Source organism: Lewinella sp. 4G2 (assembly GCF_001625015.1).
Lineage (GTDB): Bacteria > Bacteroidota > Bacteroidia > Chitinophagales > Saprospiraceae > Neolewinella.
In genome coordinates this window covers 3,505,376-3,522,146 of the sequence record NZ_LVWJ02000014.1, presented here as the reverse complement: position 1 = coordinate 3,522,146, position 16,771 = coordinate 3,505,376, and the positions used below count along the sequence as shown (strand labels likewise).

Genomic DNA, 16,771 nt, shown 5'->3' with positions numbered 1-16,771 from the left:
TAGCCCCCGGGTGCTTGACGGCCCAAACCCCGCCCGGTCGATTCAAGGTAAAATAGATTCGGCTCATCGAACGGATAACCCGTTGCGCGTCCGGTCCTTGCTCGTTGCACTGGGCTGGGTACCGGCGCGTTTGCGGATTTACACATTTACGATCCGCAACCTTGAATTTTCACACCTATTAGATCATGCGTTATTCTATTATGTTATTACTGGCCTTGGTGGCCACCACCTGCCTTACTGGGCAAAATCGCTTCGTTGACCCAGCAACCTCCACTAACCAGCGACCCCGGCTCCCGCCCAGATACGATAACCAGCGCTGGGAATTAGTCTTCAGCGACGAGTTCAATGACGGAGAGCTCAATCCTGACAAATGGGAAATCGTAGAGAGCCAGGAATCGCGAACCCCTCGGGGCACCCCCGGGGTGCTACCCATCAATCGGGTAGATTCGAATGGTTACTACGTCGACGAATGGTATTGGCGACGGGCTATGGTGGAAGAGAGCGGGGGCAGGCTGAATCTGGAAGCTCGGAAGATTGGCCCCGGCGTTATGCACACGGGGTCCGTGCGATCACGTCATCGGTACCAAGCGCGGTACGGCTACTACGAGTGTGAGGTTCGGATCGGCACCGCCGCCCAGGGTACCCACACAGCCTTCTGGCTGCAGGCCGATACCCAGAATGAACTGGGAGACTGGGGAATTGATGGAGCAGAAATTGACATATTCGAATCTGCCTGGCACACCGATGCAACTAACGTGGCTATTCACGCGGATGGGTACGACGAACATCAGACTACCAAAACATTCCGATACCGAACCCCGGGTTTGCACGATGAAGGGCTCCACACTTTTGGCATGCTTTGGACGCCCTCTTCAATTCAGATTTTTTACGATGGCCTCCCCGCGCGAAATGCCGACGGTGATCTCATCATCTACTCGACGGATAATGGGAATGGCCCCGAGCCCGATACCAGTGGATATTTCGTTCCCCGTGTTGGAGAATACTTGTGGTTGTCCAACGGAGCGAGTTTTGGCACGCCTGCCAAGGGATCTGGTAATCCATTCGTAGATCAATTCACCGACCACCCTCCTGGCTATCTGACCAGAGCGCGCTTTAACTACGTGCGGGTCTGGCAATTTCCGGAGGATCGGTGCGGAGAGCAGGAAATGGAGCTGGAAACATTTAGACCCAGCCCAGTTGATGCTTCCCTAACTCGGGTAGATCATAGCCAAGCGAGTGGCGGTAGGCATCTACTCGCATACGGTGTTCAAACGGGCGGGCGAATCGCTTTCCCAATGTGCCATAACGTTGAGGGCATATACACCATCTACCTGGATTACATCGCCCATCCCCGTAACGGACGCTGGGTCGCTGAAATTGAAGATGGATCCGGGAATTGGATACCTATCCGTTCATTCAGTATGTACGCTGCAAGTCCGGCAAGTCAGAGCGTCAGGTTTGCGAATGTTCGTTTAGGCCCGGGTAATCATCGCATCAGATTCAGATTTCTTGGGCCTCATCGTAATTCCCAAGGTCCAGGAACGAGAGGTTCTTTTGACCGCCTGCGAGTTGAATACGTATACGACCCACTTGATGACTTACCAGCAGAAACTGCCCAGGTTCAGCAATACGCCCAGGTTGCCGATGGCGATGAAGGACCCGTAAGCAATGACGCCCTCGGCAGCTCCGGAATAGCCCCGGTTACTCCCGCAAGCGCCAGCAATGCGAACAGCAATGCCAACAGCAATGTCATCAAAATTGGCAACAATGAGATTCAAGTATTCCCCAACCCAGTCCGGTCGCACGGAACCATTACGGTAGCATTAAGCGATGCTACAACCGGGGATTATTTAGCGCCAAGAAAGTTCTCAATTATCGACCAGACTGGCCGGGTGCGCAGCCAGCCTCAATTCAGTAGTGGCGGTTTGCACACCCTGAAGGACGTCAACTTGCCGCCGGGTGTGTACTACCTCTCCGAAGAAGGCAAACCGGAGAATACGACGCGTTTCGTCGTCGTCCGGTAAACATCCTGAGCGCCGGAGATCTGCTCGTCCACGGCGGCGAGCAGATCTCTTTTATATTTTGTATGATGCTCGATAAGTAGTGTTAGGCGCGGCCGCAGGTGCAGTATCGGTTGGGGGTAAACCCGACCGGCCCCAGTACCTGCGGACCGCGCTTTTTGATCAGGCCAGGCAGTCAAAGGGAACTCGTCCTCTTTTAGATTCCTATTTTATTCAGAGGACCGAATCCGTACCACGGATATTTGCCCACTCGATAGTAGGTAACGATTCTATTCCAGAAAGTGCTTCCAGCACCTGAAAATCCCATTTCGATGGGGGACCGGCAGACCACCACCTGGAAATCAGCGTCCGCGTGGCTCTGGCTGGCCGGATTGCCTCATTTCCCCCTTCATTTTGACGCTTTGCCCCCTTTCTGACACCTACGCTTGCGGGTAGTTTTGGGCATCCAACTAATCAACTGGTGGTGGCTGACTGGTCCTTGTTCGTTGCACCGAACATCGCACCCGCGGCAGCGCCCATTAAATCATTTAGTGCATTTAATCAACTTAGATATGCGATCTACTTTCACTTTCCTCTTTGGCCTGCTCCTGGCCGGATCCCTCGGCGCCCAGTCGTTCGTGGACCCCACAACTCCCTCCGACGCAGTGCCCGACTTCAGCGGAATGCCCGCGGATTGGGAGCTTGTTTTCAGCGACGAGTTTGGCGCTGATTCTCTTGACCTCACAAAGTGGGTAATGGACGATAGCCCCCGCAGCCGAGCCCCACGCGGTAACGATGAGGGGACGGGCTACATCATTAATGAATGGTACTGGCGGCCGGATAACGTCTCCGTCGAGAACGGTAATCTTGTATTGCGCGTGGATAAGGTGGACGACGGAATCATGCACACCGGCTCCGTTAGGTCGGACGGGCTTTACCAGTCGCGATATGGCTATTACGAGTGCCGGGTTTTGATTGGTCAGGCAGACCTGGGCACCCACACTGCTTTCTGGATGACCTCTGCGGGCCAGGCCAATATCGACAGCACCGGCCACGACGGAGCTGAAGTGGATATCTTCGAATCCGCATGGTACCAAGATTACACCAAGGCCGTCATTCACATCGACGGGTACGCGGAGGGGACGCGCGCCGCCAACACCCTGCGCTACGAGACCCCCGGGCTGCACAACGGAGAATACCACACTTTCGGCATGATGTGGACGGAAGATGAGATTCGAATCTACTACGATGGCGACCTCGGTGTGCGCGGTTTCGATACGACCGAAACGATCTACGGCGAGGTCAACGGAAACGAACGTTTTATTCCCCGCGTGGCCCAGTACTTGTGGCTCTCCAACGGTGCGAGTTTCGGAACCCCCGCGGCGGGCCCGGCGCCATTTATGGATAATTTCACCCTCGCCGAAAACGGCGTTCTGACCAGAGCCTATTTCGATTACGTTCGGGTGTGGCAGCCACCCAGTTTTGGCTGTGCAACGCCCGAACTCGAACTAGAGAATTTTACTCCGGAAAACGACGGGGGTACCGTCGCGGTAATCAATAACGCGGATGCCTCCGGCGGCAGCCACGTCCGGATGCGCGACGTCTCACCCGGGGACAACATTACTTTCGAGATTTGCCAGAATGTAGCGGGGTATTACACGCTGGAACTTACGCACCTGGCTTTCCTGAACTTTGGCACCTGGGCGGCCAGCGTGGAGGTGGAACCCGATGTCTGGGTTGATCTGCCCGGAGAGATTGACATGTATTCACGTGAATCGCGTTCCCGCTCGGTGGTGTTGCCCGAGATCTACCTGCCAATCGGGAACCACCGGGTACGCTTTACCAGCACCGGGCAGAACGCAGCATCCTCCAACTTCTTTGGCTCCTTTGATCGCCTGGACGTCAGCATATCCGATCTCCCCCAAACTTGTTTCGGTGCGGGGCCCGGCGGCAGTGTAAGCCTCACCGACATTGACGCAGAAGACGCTATTCTGAACGACGCAGAAATCCAGTCTTGCGCTACCGCCAGAAATGGTGAGTACGTGCGGCTGAGTACGGACAACGTGTCTTCAGTCGGCTTCATTGCCAACGTAGCCGAAGCGGGAACGTACGCACTCAACGTTGGTTACATGTCCGCTATCGACCGCCAGGCGGAGGTTGTAGTCAATGGCATCAGCCTGGGTGACCAAACCTTTACCGACAGCGGCCGCTGGTGCTTTGAGGGAGGTTCCCCCGGCTTGTTCACCATGGAAATTGCCCTGGAGGCCGGTGATAACGAAATCCTGATTGTACGCTCGGGCCCTCCGATCTTTGTGGATTACTTGGGAGTAGCGGAGATCTGTGAATCCCTCGCCTTGCCCATCGATCTGGCATACTTCCGAGCGGTGGCGCAGCAGAAATCCGTACTGTTAACCTGGGCAACCGCCAGTGAGGTGGATAATGATTTCGTCGCGGTAGAGCGCTCTACTGATGGCCTGAACTTCACCGAAATAGGCCGCCGCGACGGAGCAGGCACCCGTGATAGCCAATCAGACTACGAACTGCTGGATGAAGACCCGCAAACGGGCCTCAACTACTACCGCCTGCGCCAATTTGACTTGGACGGCTCGGTTAACTATTCTGAGGTGATCACGGTACGCTTTAGCGGCGAGGTACGTTCGGGCCTTAAGATTTATCCCACGCAGGTAAAATCCGGAAGCGCAATTACCGTCGATCTCACCGCCGCAGAACCGTCTACCGAGGCGCGACAGTTTACCATTGTAGATCAAGCGGGCCGGGAGGTAAGCAGCTACCAACTACAAAGCAGTGCGGTACATTCACTTCGTGGCCTCAGTCTTCCTCCCGGCCTTTATTACCTCACGGAAGTAGGCGTACCGGCAAGTACTACTCGCTTTGTGGTGGTACGTTAGCAAAATTTAGGAATCTGTCTAAAGTGTGTTACGCCGTTAGGGAGCGGCCAATATCTCCCGCTTAGGTTTTTATAGTATAGTCGAAGGGCGCGGTCGCAGGTGCGGGGTAAGATGGGTTGAGAGATCCCTCCCGCTACCCGCGGCCGCGCATTTTTTGCCTGTACCGACGCACGTAGGATTGGTAAAGGCCGAGGTAACCATAAAGGAATAGCATCTCCATTCGTTGATCTGAAAAATGGAATAGGAGCTATTATAACTAGAAATCAGCAACACTAAATTTATGCGATTCCCTGCCGGGTTACGCAACGGATTTTTGACCATGGTCAGTACATGCGCTTATTGGTTAACCTTATTTCCTTCACGGTACTTGGAGGGAAGGGTACCGAATTGTTCCTGAAAGGTTTGTCGAAAATACTTAGCGTCCTTAAAGCCCACCTCAAAAGCGATTTGGCTGATTGGAGTCTGGGGTTCCGCCCGTAAGCGTTCCGCCGCCAGGCGTAACCGGACGCTGCGGATGAAAGCTGAAATGGAGAGCCCCGTGAGGGACTTAAGCTTGCGGAATAGGGTGGAACGGCTCATAAAATTGGCCTTCGCGAGAGAGTCACCCGAAAGTTCTGCCGATCCGACCTGGTTCTCGATCAGCTCCGTTAATTGGCGTAGGAATTGCTCTTCGGGATCATCCGTAACCGTGACCACGCCCGGCTCAAAACGCAATTGGTTCAGGTAGTGCTTCCGCAACTTTTCCCGGTTACCAATCAGGCCGCGGATACGTGCGTGGAGGACTTCAGAACTGAAGGGCTTGGTCACGTAATCATCCGCCCCTTCCCGTAGACCGTTGACCTGAAAAACAGTGCTGGTGCGGGCCGTAAGTAAAATCACGGGAATATGGGAAGTGCTTATTTCCGTCTTCAGGCGTTTACAGAGTTCAATACCGTCCATTTTAGGCATCATCACATCGCTGACGACTAGGTCCGGCATTACTTCCTTAGCCTTACCCAAAGCTTCCTCACCGTCGCGGGCGGAGATGATGCGGTACTCTTTACTAAGTTGGCCGGTGAGGTAGGATAGGATCTCTGCGTTGTCGTCCACGAGCAAAAGGGAAAGTGGATTACTGGTGACCTCGGGTATGACCTCAACCGAATCTTCAGTCAGGGTAGGGTAGTGGCTCTCATCGTCGTGTCCACGGAAGTCCTGCAGCACCTCCAGGGCTTCAAGATGTGCTGCCCCTGCGGGAAGGCTTACGTGGAAGCTAGCGCCTCCCCGCTCATTCTTACGGTAGTTGATGGCCCCGTGATGGAGATCAACAATGCGGCGGGTAAAGGCAAGACCAATACCGCTACTGATGGGTAGGGAGGCATCTTCGAGGTGCAGTTGTACGAACCGATCAAAAATGCGGTGCTCTTCTGCCGGAGGGACGCCAGGTCCGTCATCACTGACTTCCAGATATAATCCGTTCTCCTCGCGGTAAAGGGTCACCCTCACCTCCCGCTCGCAAAATTTAAAGGCATTACTCAGCAGGTTACAAAGGACGATTTCCATCTTGTCCCGGTCGTAGTAAAAATTATCGAAATCTCCCTCCGTGGTGAATCGGTAATTGATGTAACGGCTGTCCGCTAGGGGTTGGAAGGATCGAAAGATTTCCCTGGCAAACTCACTAAAGTTGCCGGGAGCCGTTTTAAGTTGGAGCAGACCACTTTCGGCTTTACGGAAGTCAAGTAATTGGTTAACCAGATCGAGCAACCGGGCTGCGTTCCGATGGACGCCCGTAATAACGGATTGCGTTTCGGTAGCGAGCTTCCCACCGGCCAGGAGGTCGGTCAGGGGGCTCAGGATCAGTGTAAGGGGAGTCCGTAGCTCGTGGCTGATGTTGGTAAAGAAGGTAAGCTTTGCCTCGGTCAGTTCGCGTTCCTTGCGTTCAGAAAGTTCCGCCAACTCCGTCCGGCTGGTGAGCTCCTGGTGGCGAATGGCACCGCTGCGAATCCAGTAGATCATTAAGAGACCCATGAGGGCGTAGGCCAGGTAGGCGTAAACTGACCGCCAGGGTGGGGGAGGGATTGAAAGATTGAGCGCGAGGGGTGCACTCCAATTTACCCGATCCCGGCTGCCACGCAACTGAAATTTATAGTTACCGGGCCGGAGGCCGGTAAAGGAGATGTTACCGAATTCAGGAACTTCAATCCACTGATCACTCAGGCCACTCAGCCGGTACTGACTGACGAGGGTCTCCGTATTCTGATAATCCGTTACAGCGTAGGCTAAGGAAAAGCTGGCTGTCTTGTACGATAACTTCAGGGTACTCAGGTCATTGATCGCCTGCGGTAGCAGCACCTTGCCCGCGTATTCCTGGCCTACTTTGACCTGCTGGCCATCAACGTCGAGTGACGTCAGTACAAAGGCAGGCGGAGCGCCGGAGGTGACCGAATCCGGGTTGAAGAATACTAAGCCATCCGTACCCCCGAAGTATAGCTGGCCCAGCTCATCCACCGCCGCCGCGGCAATATTAAAGGCTCCCGCCGTGAGGCCATCCGCCGTACCGAAGGCCCGGACGACATCTTCTCCTTGGTTAAGGTGAAAGAGGCCCCGGGAGGTACTTCCCCAAAGTGTCCCCTCGGGGTGTCCGATGATTGCCGTCACGAAATCGTCCGGTAGGCCATCCGTGGTCGTAAAGTGGCGTTCGTAGGTCAGGTCTCCACTAGTGGCCACCGCAAAGCGGACGAGGCCGGCGGGGGTAGCGACGTATAATTTTCCTTCCCACAAGAGAAGGTCGTGACAAATTGGGCTCATGAGCGTGTCAATTCCCAGCATGGCGGGCGTTTCCAGCGTATTGGCCACAAAATCGTACCGATGGACGCCTCCGTAGGTACCGATCCACAGGTGATTTTCGTCTTCCGCAAATACACTTACCCTGGCGTTGACTAGCCTGTCTTCATCGCGGCTGAGTTTGATCCTGGAGGGTAGGCGTTCTCCATCTGTCAGGTAGTATAAGCCATCCACCTGGGAGCCAAGCCAAAGCCCTTTGTGTTTATCCTCATGCAGGGCTGCCATGTAGCTTACTGGTCCAGGAAGGTTCTTCACTTTTCCATCCGGCAACCGACGGTTTACTCCTTCACGGCTGGCTACGACCAGACCGCTTTCCGTTCTAGCGATAGCGTTGACCTTAGTTACGGGGAAGGCAGGAACTGCTACGGGATCGGAACCCGGCTTCCAGCGATGGATACCGCCTCCATTGGTGCCCAACCAGATTTCGTTTCCAAACTCGGTGTTGATGCAGCGGACGTTATTATCCACCAGCCCGGTACTCCGTTGGGGTTGGTTGCCCAGGTAACCGAAGCCACGGCGGGGCGCTAATTTCAGTACGCCCCCGAACGCGGTAGAAAGCCAGATTAGATCGTGGTCGTCAATGTGGATATCGACCACCGAACGATGGTTGGCGTTACCGGGCCCTTCGTAACTACGGTTGAGCTTAATTTCATTGATGTGGCCATTTTCGTCTCGCACGAATAAACCTGCCCCCCAGGTGCCTATCCACAACCTTCCGAATTGGTCCGCTTCTAGCGCTTGTATGCTGTAGCCAAGTGGAATCTCCGCGATTTGCCCGGTGCTGACGATAGAGAAAGTATTGAGGTCGAGGTAACTCAGATTGCGGCCCGCAGCCAGCCAGATCTTATTCTGCGTAGTGTCTTCCGTCAGGCGCGTCACCTTGCTTTCAGTTGAGAAACGGACAAACCGATCTTCGGAAGTCTGGTAATGGGCCAGGCTGCCGATGGCGCCGTACCAGATGTTCCCGTGGCGGTCGGAGGTGACACCGCGAATGCGACCTTCCTCTTCGAGGTGCATGACTACCTTGTTCGCATTAGGGTCGAGGACGAGCACTCCGTGGCCGTAGGTGCCAATCCAAAGCCGACCACGACCATCTTCGGCGAGTGCGAGAGCGCGGAGGTCATCGGCAACGAAATCCGAAAGTGCATCCAGATAACTGGTGAACTGGTCCAGACTGGGATTATAGCGCGAGATGCCACCGGTCTTGGTGGCAATCCAAAAATGGCCGTTTTGGGAGGGGCAGAGCAGTTCGATATTTTCGCTCTTTAGCCCTCCGGCTACCGTACGTGGGGTGTAGAGCTCGAAGCTACTTCCATCGTAGGAATTGAGACCACCTTCCGTGGCCATCCATTTGATACCCCGATAGTCCTCAATCAAATCGGCGACGTAGTTGCTCGCTAGACCGTCCGCCACGCCCAAATATTCGACCGAATATTCATCTTGGATATTGCCCTGAGCAATCAGAACCGGACCCGCAGCAGCGAATTGAAGTAGGATCAATAGCAGAATAGGATAAAGTTGCTTTAGCACGTTGGGAACTGAATCAGCTGTTAGTCAATTCGATCATAATTAGGCCTACAGTAGGTGCTGTAACGTGGATTGTATCGCTCGCACACTAGAAAACTTGGGTGCTTTATTTCCCTGGCTGCCCGGACCAAATTTAAGAAAGCCCTACAGTATGGAAATTCTTGGGATGTTAGCCCTTTATCGAGGCGAACAATTCAAGAGTGGTAGGTATTTGACCGATTTGCGGTGGGCAATGACCGATTTGCCCCTACTCGTTAAGGTGGTTTTATCCGATTGGGGTTATGGTTTGCAGTTAGAAGTACGAGTGCCGATCATCTACTGGAGTGAACCACTTGCGCTAGGCGAAGGAGTGGAAATGGAGCCAGAAGAAGTTGCAATTAGTAAGTGAATGCATTCCCGTTTGATTACACTTTGAATCAGTCCGCCCGCCATCGGCTTTTAACCATACAATAATGCTTACCCGTAGGGTAGGGGCCACATCCTCATCACTCGCCCAAAACCCCTGCACCCGCGACAGCGCCAAAATGTGTGGCTAACAAGGAGTGGTCTTTTGAAACGCCCCAACGATGCGTAACTTAAGATTTTAACGTACTTAACTGGTTTACTATGAAAAATTTCACTCGTTGCGCCGCTCTCTTTACAGTCGTCGCTGGCCTAACCGCCTGTGGCGCAAATCCCGCCGATTCGCCCGAACACAAGGCGATGATGGAGGAGCACGAAGCCATGGAAGCACAGCACGACGAATTGGCGGCCGACCATGATGCCATGGAAAAAGAGCACGCGCAAATGTTCGACGACCACGGAGCCATCAGCGACCCGGAGGCTGACGCCGAACACGCCGCGCTTGAAGCCCGCCACGAAGCCGCCCTGGCCGAACACTCCGCGATGATGGCTAAGCATTCCGCAACGCTCGCCGAGCACGCCAAAATGATGGCCGCTCACTCCAGCGGCACCGTTGATATGGCCACCATGAAGGCAGACCATGACAAGATGAAGGCCGAGCACGAAGAGATCATGGCCGAGCATACCGCCATGGAGAAAGAACACGCCGAAATGAAAGTGGAGCACGAAAAAATGATGGAGGAGCACGCTGGGGAGGAGATGTAGAGGCTTCCCACCTGCCACTCACGGGCGAACTTATGCACTAATCAATCTGCTTTCCAAAATAGAAGGCAGCAGACGTTTGTAAGGTGGAAAGTCGTCGGGCCCGAAAATCCGGCCCGATTGGCTGAAGTGGATGAGTGTACTGGGCGCGTAGAGCCAAGCGCCCCAATCGGTATTCCAAGCGGGCAACCAGCCCCGTGTTGTAGGTATCGTACCATTCTTCATCACGAAATGTGGTCCTGCGGCCAGTCCATCCGCTCCATTGATGATGGTTGGCCCGCAGGATTCGGTTGATGTAAGCGCCACCCGCAATTCGAAAATTTCGGTAAAAGCGGTACGTGGGTAAAATACTCACCCGCAGATAGTTAGCGTCGAAATATACGTGTCCGCCATCGTCTGCGGTGTAGTCTACAATCCGGGCGCCCGTTTTGTAATAGTCAGCGTCCACCTGTACGCTGAGCTTTTGGCTTAAGTGTATGTTTGAGGTCGCACCCACTATGTAGTTACGGGATTTAAACTCTTGGACTACGTAGTAATACTTCTCCGGGCTCGAATCTGAGTAGCGGCTCCAAATTACGCCAAGACTCGGCCCGATCTGAACTTGGCCGTAGGAGCTGGTGGGTATAGCCAGCAGCAAAAAGAAGATGATGTAACTGCAAGTCGATTTAGTGTTAAGCATTGAAGATTTGGATATTAGGTGTCACCACAATATACATTAATGTGTCAAGTAGGCATCGAAAAGCTTTTCGGAAAGCAGTAGAATTATTATGTTAAGTAGAGCTTTTGAAAAATGGAATCCCGAGGAGTAGGGTGGTACACCTCCCAAATTTCAAGCTACCTTCCCCCAATGACACGCCTATTCAGACTCTGCAAGCTCATCAACTTCATCGCATCTACGTTGCTGCTGCTATTGGCAACCTACGTAATCCTTTCCCTAGTTTCATCACTTACGGATCCGCGCTACGACATTGATTCCGTGCTGAATGACGTAGCCTTCGCAGCCGCCAAACTTTGTATCGGGCTGGCGGCCGCATTGTTGGTTTTCTGTTCCGGTGTTGTCCGTTTCAAACAAGTGGATCCAATGATGCGAGATGACCTGGTTTGGGCGTGGCTGTTTGCGGTGCCTTGGTTGTTTGGGGTTGGGCTGTGGGTGGGTGGCTCTTTATAAAAGGATAGCCTATAATTTATGTTATGTTAAGTAATGGCTATTTATTGCTATCCGCAGTGCTTCTAATCTCTGCGCCAATCAACCGTGAAACCCGATATTTTGTTTTTACTATTGAACAGCACAACCAAAACCCAATACAATGGCAAATTACCACGTCACCTACGATCGCAACAAGAAAAAGTGGAAAGCAAAAAAGGCCGGTTCCGATCGCGCCTCAGGTTACGCAAACACCCAAGCTGAAGCTGAAAAGATGGCCAAAAAGTTCTCTGGCAACCAAGGCGGCGGAGAAGTACGAATTCACCGAAAGGACAACAACCATTTCAGAGATTCCGATACCGTAAAACCAGGAAACGACCCTAGAGATATTCCAGGATAAGCCGTCGTTCTATTCACTACACTGAATGCCAGGCGGCGGGGCGCTCTAGAACATCTCTCCTTCCTGAGCGTTACCTTCCCGTGCGGCTCTTCACCCAAATATTATCGCTCTACGTTATCCTCCTGGCATTTATGCCCTGCCAGGACGGTCGTATCCCTGTATCGCAAGATGCCCCAGCGCACGTTCACGCCGCTGATCCCGAGCACGAGCACCCTGATTCCGAGCACGAAGACCACTGTACCCCATTCTGCATCTGCGCTTGCTGCGGTGCCGTCCTCGACGCTCCCCCAACTCTGCTGGCGCTGGAAGAGGAACCCACTCCCCTGCCCCCTAAGGGCAGCACCCAGCCCCGGGCCGTTCAAAACTGGAACCCCGGCAGCTACGCCGACGGCAGCTGGCAACCCCCGCGATTCGCTTAAACCAATCCCAGGGATATCTATGTCCCGTACTAACCCATTGGTTTAATCCATGGGCGGATCACTCATGCCTCGATTTCCCAGCGTGATTGGCTGCATTTTGTAAGCCCACCGACCGCCCCGGTAACTATAGTCTATGTTTGACAAGCTTATCGCTTATTCCGTCCGGAATAAGTTGGTGGTCGGTTTATTCGTCCTGGCGCTCATCGTCTGGGGTGTATTCTCCCTCCGCCAAATTCCCATCGATGCCGTTCCCGACATCACCAACAACCAGGTGCAGGTAATCACCTCCTCCCCCACCCTGGCCACCCAGGAGGTGGAACAATTCATCACCACCCCCGTCGAGTTGGCGCTGCAGAACTTGCAGGACCTCGTCGAAATCCGCTCCATATCCCGCTTCGGCCTCTCGGTCGTCACCGTCGTGTTCGAGGAGAGCACCGATATCTACCTCGCCCGCCAGCTGGTCAGCGAACACCTCAAAGAAGCGGAGGAGAACATCGCCGAGGGGCTGGGTACGCCGACCATGTCCCCCATCTCCACCGGTCTTGGTGAGATCTATCAGTACGTCGTCCGGCCCGAAGAAGGCTATGAAGACCGGTACTCCGCCACCGAGCTCCGCAGCATCCAGGACTGGATCGTCAGCCGACAACTCTCCGGCATCGAAGGCGTCGTGGAGATCAATACCATGGGCGGTTACCTGAAACAGTACGAAGTTGCTGTAAACCCAGACTTACTCAAATCAGTCGGGATCAGTATCAACGACGTGTTCACCGCCCTCGAAAACAGCAACGAGAATACCGGCGGTGCCTACATCGAGAAAAACCCTCGCACCTACTATATCCGCACCAACGGCATCGTCGGCAGCCTGGAAGATGTCCGCAAGATCGTCGTCGATGTTCGCGCCGGTCGCCCCATCCTGGTGCAGGATGTCGCCACCGTCCAGTTCGGGAAAGCCCCCCGCTACGGTGCGCTCGTCCGCAACGGGGAGGAAGCCGTCGGCGGTCGCGTCATGATGCTCAAAGGGGCCAATTCCGCTGCCGTCACCGAGCGGGTTAAAGCACGGGTAGAGCAGGTACAGAAGTCTTTGCCCGAAGGCGTGGTCATCGAGCCTTACCTCGTCCGCGACAAGCTGGTCTCCACCGCCATCGGCACCGTGCAGACCAACCTCATTGAGGGCGGACTCATCGTCATCTTTATCCTGATCCTTCTGCTGGGTAACTGGCGGGCCGGCCTCATCGTCGCCTCCGTCATTCCCCTGGCCATGCTCTTCGCCATCTCTATGATGAACCTGCTCGGCATCTCCGCCAACCTGATGAGTCTCGGAGCCATCGATTTCGGCCTCATCGTCGACGGGGCTGTCATCATCGTCGAATCCATCGTCCACCGCCTTACCCACAAGTTCGGTGGCCAGCAGCTTACCCAGGCGCAGATGAACGACGAGGTTACTACCTCCTCCGTTAAGATTCGTGGCTCCGCCGCCTTCGGCGAGATCATCATCCTGATGGTCTACATTCCCATTCTTGCCCTGGTTGGCATCGAAGGAAAAATGTTCCGCCCCATGGCCCAAACCGTTATGCTCGCCATCGCCGGAGCCCTCATCCTCTCCCTGACTTACGTACCGATGATGTCCGCCCTCTTCCTCAGCAAGAAGGTGAGCAACAAAACAACGATCGCCGATCGCATCATCGGCTTTTTCCAGCGGCTGTACCAGCCCGTTCTCCGCGCTGCGCTACGGTTCAAGACTGCGTTCGTACTGGCTACCGTTGTCCTCTTCGCCGCCAGTCTCTGGGTCTTCTCCCGCATGGGCGGCGAGTTCATCCCCACCCTCGAAGAAGGTGACCTGGCCATGCAACAGATCCTCCCGCCCGGCACCTCACTCGCCCAAAGCGTCGAGATGACTAAAATGGTCCAAAAAAAGCTGCTTGCCGATTTCCCTGAAATCGAAGAAGTCGTCACCAACATCGGTGCGGCCGAGATCCCGACCGATCCCATGCCCGTCGAGATCGGCGACTACACCCTCGTCATGAAACCAAAAGACGAATGGACCACGGCCGACAACCGTCAGGATATGTTTGAACGTATCGAGAAATCGCTGAAAGTCTTTCCTGGTCTGGGCCTTGAGTTCTCCCAACCTATCCAACTCCGCTTTAACGAACTGATGACCGGAGCCAAAGCCGACATCGCCATCAAACTCTACGGCGAAGATCTTGATCTCGCTTACCAGAAAGCAAAAGAAGCCGAAGCGATCATAGCCGGTATCCCCGGCGCCGGTACGGTCAACGTCGAACAGACGGTAGGTATGCCGCAGATCCTGATTGACTTCAACTACCCGAAGATGGCCCAGTACGGCCTCCAGGTCAAGGACGTTAACCGCGTAGTCAGCGCCGCCTTCGCCGGTGCCAGCGCCGGTACGGTTTACGAGGGCGAGCGTCGCTTCGACCTTACCGTCCGACTGCAGGAAAACTTCCGCACGGATATCGATGACGTCGCTAACCTGTACATCCCACTCCCCGGCGGAGCGCAAATCCCCCTGCGCGAAGTCGCCAACGTCGATCTCGTCGATGCCCCCATGCAGATCAGCCGCGAAAACACCAACCGCCGCATCGTCATCGGTGTCAACGTCGGGGACACCGACGTAGAAACACTGGTCAGCGACATACGGCAAGCCCTGGACGCTAATGTTGAGCTGCCACCCGGCTATTATTTCACCTACGGTGGCCAGTTTGAGAACCTCCAGGCGGCCTCGGCCCGTCTTTCGATCGCCGTACCCGCTGCCCTCGCACTCATCTTCATTTTGTTGTTTTTCACCTTTGGTAGCTTTTCCCAGGCCGCTCTGATCTTCGTCGCCATCCCGCTATCCGCCATCGGCGGCATCCTGGCCCTCGAACTCCGCGGAATGCCCTTCAGCATCTCCGCCGGCATCGGTTTCATTGCCCTTTTCGGCGTGGCGGTCCTCAACGGAATCGTCCTCATCGGCTATTTCAATCAGCTTAAGCAGGAGGGTTGGAACGACGTCCGCGCCCGCATCCTGGAAGGCACCAAGGTGCGGTTGCGCCCCGTCATCATGACCGCCGCCGTGGCGTCCCTCGGCTTCCTTCCTATGGCGCTGTCCAACTCCGGTGGGGCCGAGGTGCAGCGGCCACTGGCTACCGTCGTTATCGGCGGACTGATCACGGCCACCTTCCTCACGCTCATCATCTTGCCTATTCTCTACAGCTGGCTCGAAAAATGGCAGGACCGCAGAACAGCGCCCGGCATCGCCGCACCCCTACTTCTTCTCCCCTTCCTCTTCTTCTCTTTTGGGGCGCGGGCGCAGGTGCAAGGGTTGAGTTTGCAAGAAGCGGTGGAGGTTGCTGTCAGCAACAACCCCGCCGTCCGGGCGGCGGATCAGCGGGTAGACAAAAGTCGTTCCCTACAAAACCTGAAGTACCAACCCGGGCTCACCGATGTCAGCTACCAGGGCGACGGTCTGTTCCGCGAAAACGGCCAGCGCGTCAACATGCTCTCCGTCGTCCAGGAGTTCCCCCACCCCGCAACGGTCCGGGCCGCAAACGCCGCGCAGGATGCCGTAGTAGCCGGCAATACCGTCCGTGGCCAACTCACCCGCGCCGAGCTGACCTTCCGGGTGCGCCGGACCTACTATGAGTTACAGCAGCGCGAAGCACTGTTACGTCTTTACGATCGGCTCGTCAGTATTCACGAGGAGTACCTGCGCGTCGCCACCGTCCGCGTCGAGGCGGGGGCCGCTAACCGGTTAGAGTCCCTGAATCTGCGGGCGTCGCTGACGGAGTATCAGTCGCTGGCCGAGCGGACGCGCATCGAGGTAGCCGCGCTGCAAAGACAACTGGGCGGTTTGTTAGCAACGGACCGACCGGTTACCGCCGCCGACACGCTGTCGCTCGTCCCTAATCTACCAATCGCCGACACCATGCTTACCGGACTTTCCGTAGCCTTGGCGGAGACCGAGGTGGCTACCGCCCGCGCCGAAATCTCCGGACTGGAAGCCCGCTTAAAACCTGGTTTCCGCCTGGGCTACGCCGCCCAGCAATACTTCGAGGGCGGTTACCTCCACGGACTGGAAGCAGGTGTAACACTGCCGCTGTTCAATCAGACGACGAAACGACGGATCGAGGCGCAGCGCCTCGGCGTCACCATCGCCGAAACTCAGCTAAGCGCCGAACGGCTACGCTTCGAAAATGAGGTCCTGGCTACCCGGGCCGAGGTAACCCAGACCAGCGCCACGGCGGAGTACTACGCCGAGCAACTGGCCGCCGTTAATCCCGAGATCATCCGCATTTCGCGACTGAATTATCAGGCCGGTGAGATTACGTACCTGGAACTGCTCAGTGCCCTCCGCTTAGTTGGTACCAATAGCCGCGCGCACCTCGCCGCGGTGCGCGACCACAACCTCGCCGTCGCCCGCCTGCGCTACCTCCTCAACCAATAATAAC

10 protein-coding genes are annotated in these 16,771 nt (G+C 55.4%); 8 read left to right on the top strand and 2 right to left on the bottom strand.

The window, feature by feature from the left end; translation table 11 throughout:
- Window positions 1-185 precede the first annotated feature (185 nt).
- Together A3850_RS14590 and A3850_RS14585 are read left to right on the top strand one after the other, a co-directional pair.
- Window positions 186-2,024, top strand: coding sequence for a family 16 glycosylhydrolase (locus A3850_RS14590; RefSeq protein ID WP_068217981.1), 1,839 nt, complete (start codon window positions 186-188; stop codon window positions 2,022-2,024).
- A gap of 548 nt (window positions 2,025-2,572) precedes the next feature.
- A complete protein-coding gene (locus A3850_RS14585) occupies window positions 2,573-4,909 on the top strand; it encodes a family 16 glycosylhydrolase (protein ID WP_068217978.1) in 2,337 nt (778 codons plus the stop codon).
- Between the two features lie 336 nt (window positions 4,910-5,245).
- Here the strand turns inward: A3850_RS14585 and A3850_RS14580 are convergent, their stop codons facing one another.
- Entirely contained in the window at window positions 5,246-9,229 is a 3,984-nt protein-coding gene (locus A3850_RS14580) for a hybrid sensor histidine kinase/response regulator transcription factor (protein ID WP_068217975.1), read from the bottom strand.
- Window positions 9,230-9,353: 124 nt separating this feature from the next.
- Between A3850_RS14580 and A3850_RS20460 the strand changes: the two genes are divergently transcribed.
- Both A3850_RS20460 and A3850_RS14570 read left to right on the top strand, forming a co-directional pair.
- Window positions 9,354-9,644: a hypothetical protein gene (locus tag A3850_RS20460; protein WP_231915332.1), complete on the top strand. Its 291-nt coding sequence runs from the start codon at window positions 9,354-9,356 to the stop codon at window positions 9,642-9,644.
- Window positions 9,645-9,862: 218 nt separating this feature from the next.
- Complete coding sequence (locus tag A3850_RS14570) at window positions 9,863-10,363, top strand: hypothetical protein (RefSeq protein ID WP_068217969.1); 501 nt, start codon at window positions 9,863-9,865, stop codon at window positions 10,361-10,363.
- A 37-nt stretch (window positions 10,364-10,400) separates the two neighbouring features.
- On the opposite strand, the gene A3850_RS14565 is transcribed toward A3850_RS14570, so the two are convergent.
- Window positions 10,401-11,039 carry an outer membrane beta-barrel protein gene (locus tag A3850_RS14565; RefSeq protein ID WP_068217966.1) on the bottom strand — a complete coding sequence of 213 codons (639 nt, stop codon included), beginning with the start codon at window positions 11,037-11,039 and terminating at the stop codon, window positions 10,401-10,403.
- Window positions 11,040-11,207: 168 nt separating this feature from the next.
- On the opposite strand from A3850_RS14565, the gene A3850_RS14560 reads away from it, so the two are divergent.
- From A3850_RS14560 to A3850_RS14545, 4 genes are all read left to right on the top strand, one after another.
- Window positions 11,208-11,528: a hypothetical protein gene (locus tag A3850_RS14560; RefSeq protein WP_068217963.1), complete on the top strand. Its 321-nt coding sequence runs from the start codon at window positions 11,208-11,210 to the stop codon at window positions 11,526-11,528.
- Window positions 11,529-11,667: 139 nt separating this feature from the next.
- On the top strand, window positions 11,668-11,904 hold the full coding sequence (locus A3850_RS14555) for a DUF2188 domain-containing protein (RefSeq protein WP_068217959.1): 237 nt from the start codon (window positions 11,668-11,670) through the stop codon (window positions 11,902-11,904).
- Between the two features lie 131 nt (window positions 11,905-12,035).
- Entirely contained in the window at window positions 12,036-12,323 is a 288-nt protein-coding gene (locus tag A3850_RS20245; protein ID WP_197494066.1) for a hypothetical protein, read from the top strand.
- A gap of 133 nt (window positions 12,324-12,456) precedes the next feature.
- On the top strand, window positions 12,457-16,767 hold the full coding sequence (locus A3850_RS14545; RefSeq protein WP_068217953.1) for a CusA/CzcA family heavy metal efflux RND transporter: 4,311 nt from the start codon (window positions 12,457-12,459) through the stop codon (window positions 16,765-16,767).
- Window positions 16,768-16,771 lie beyond the last annotated feature (4 nt).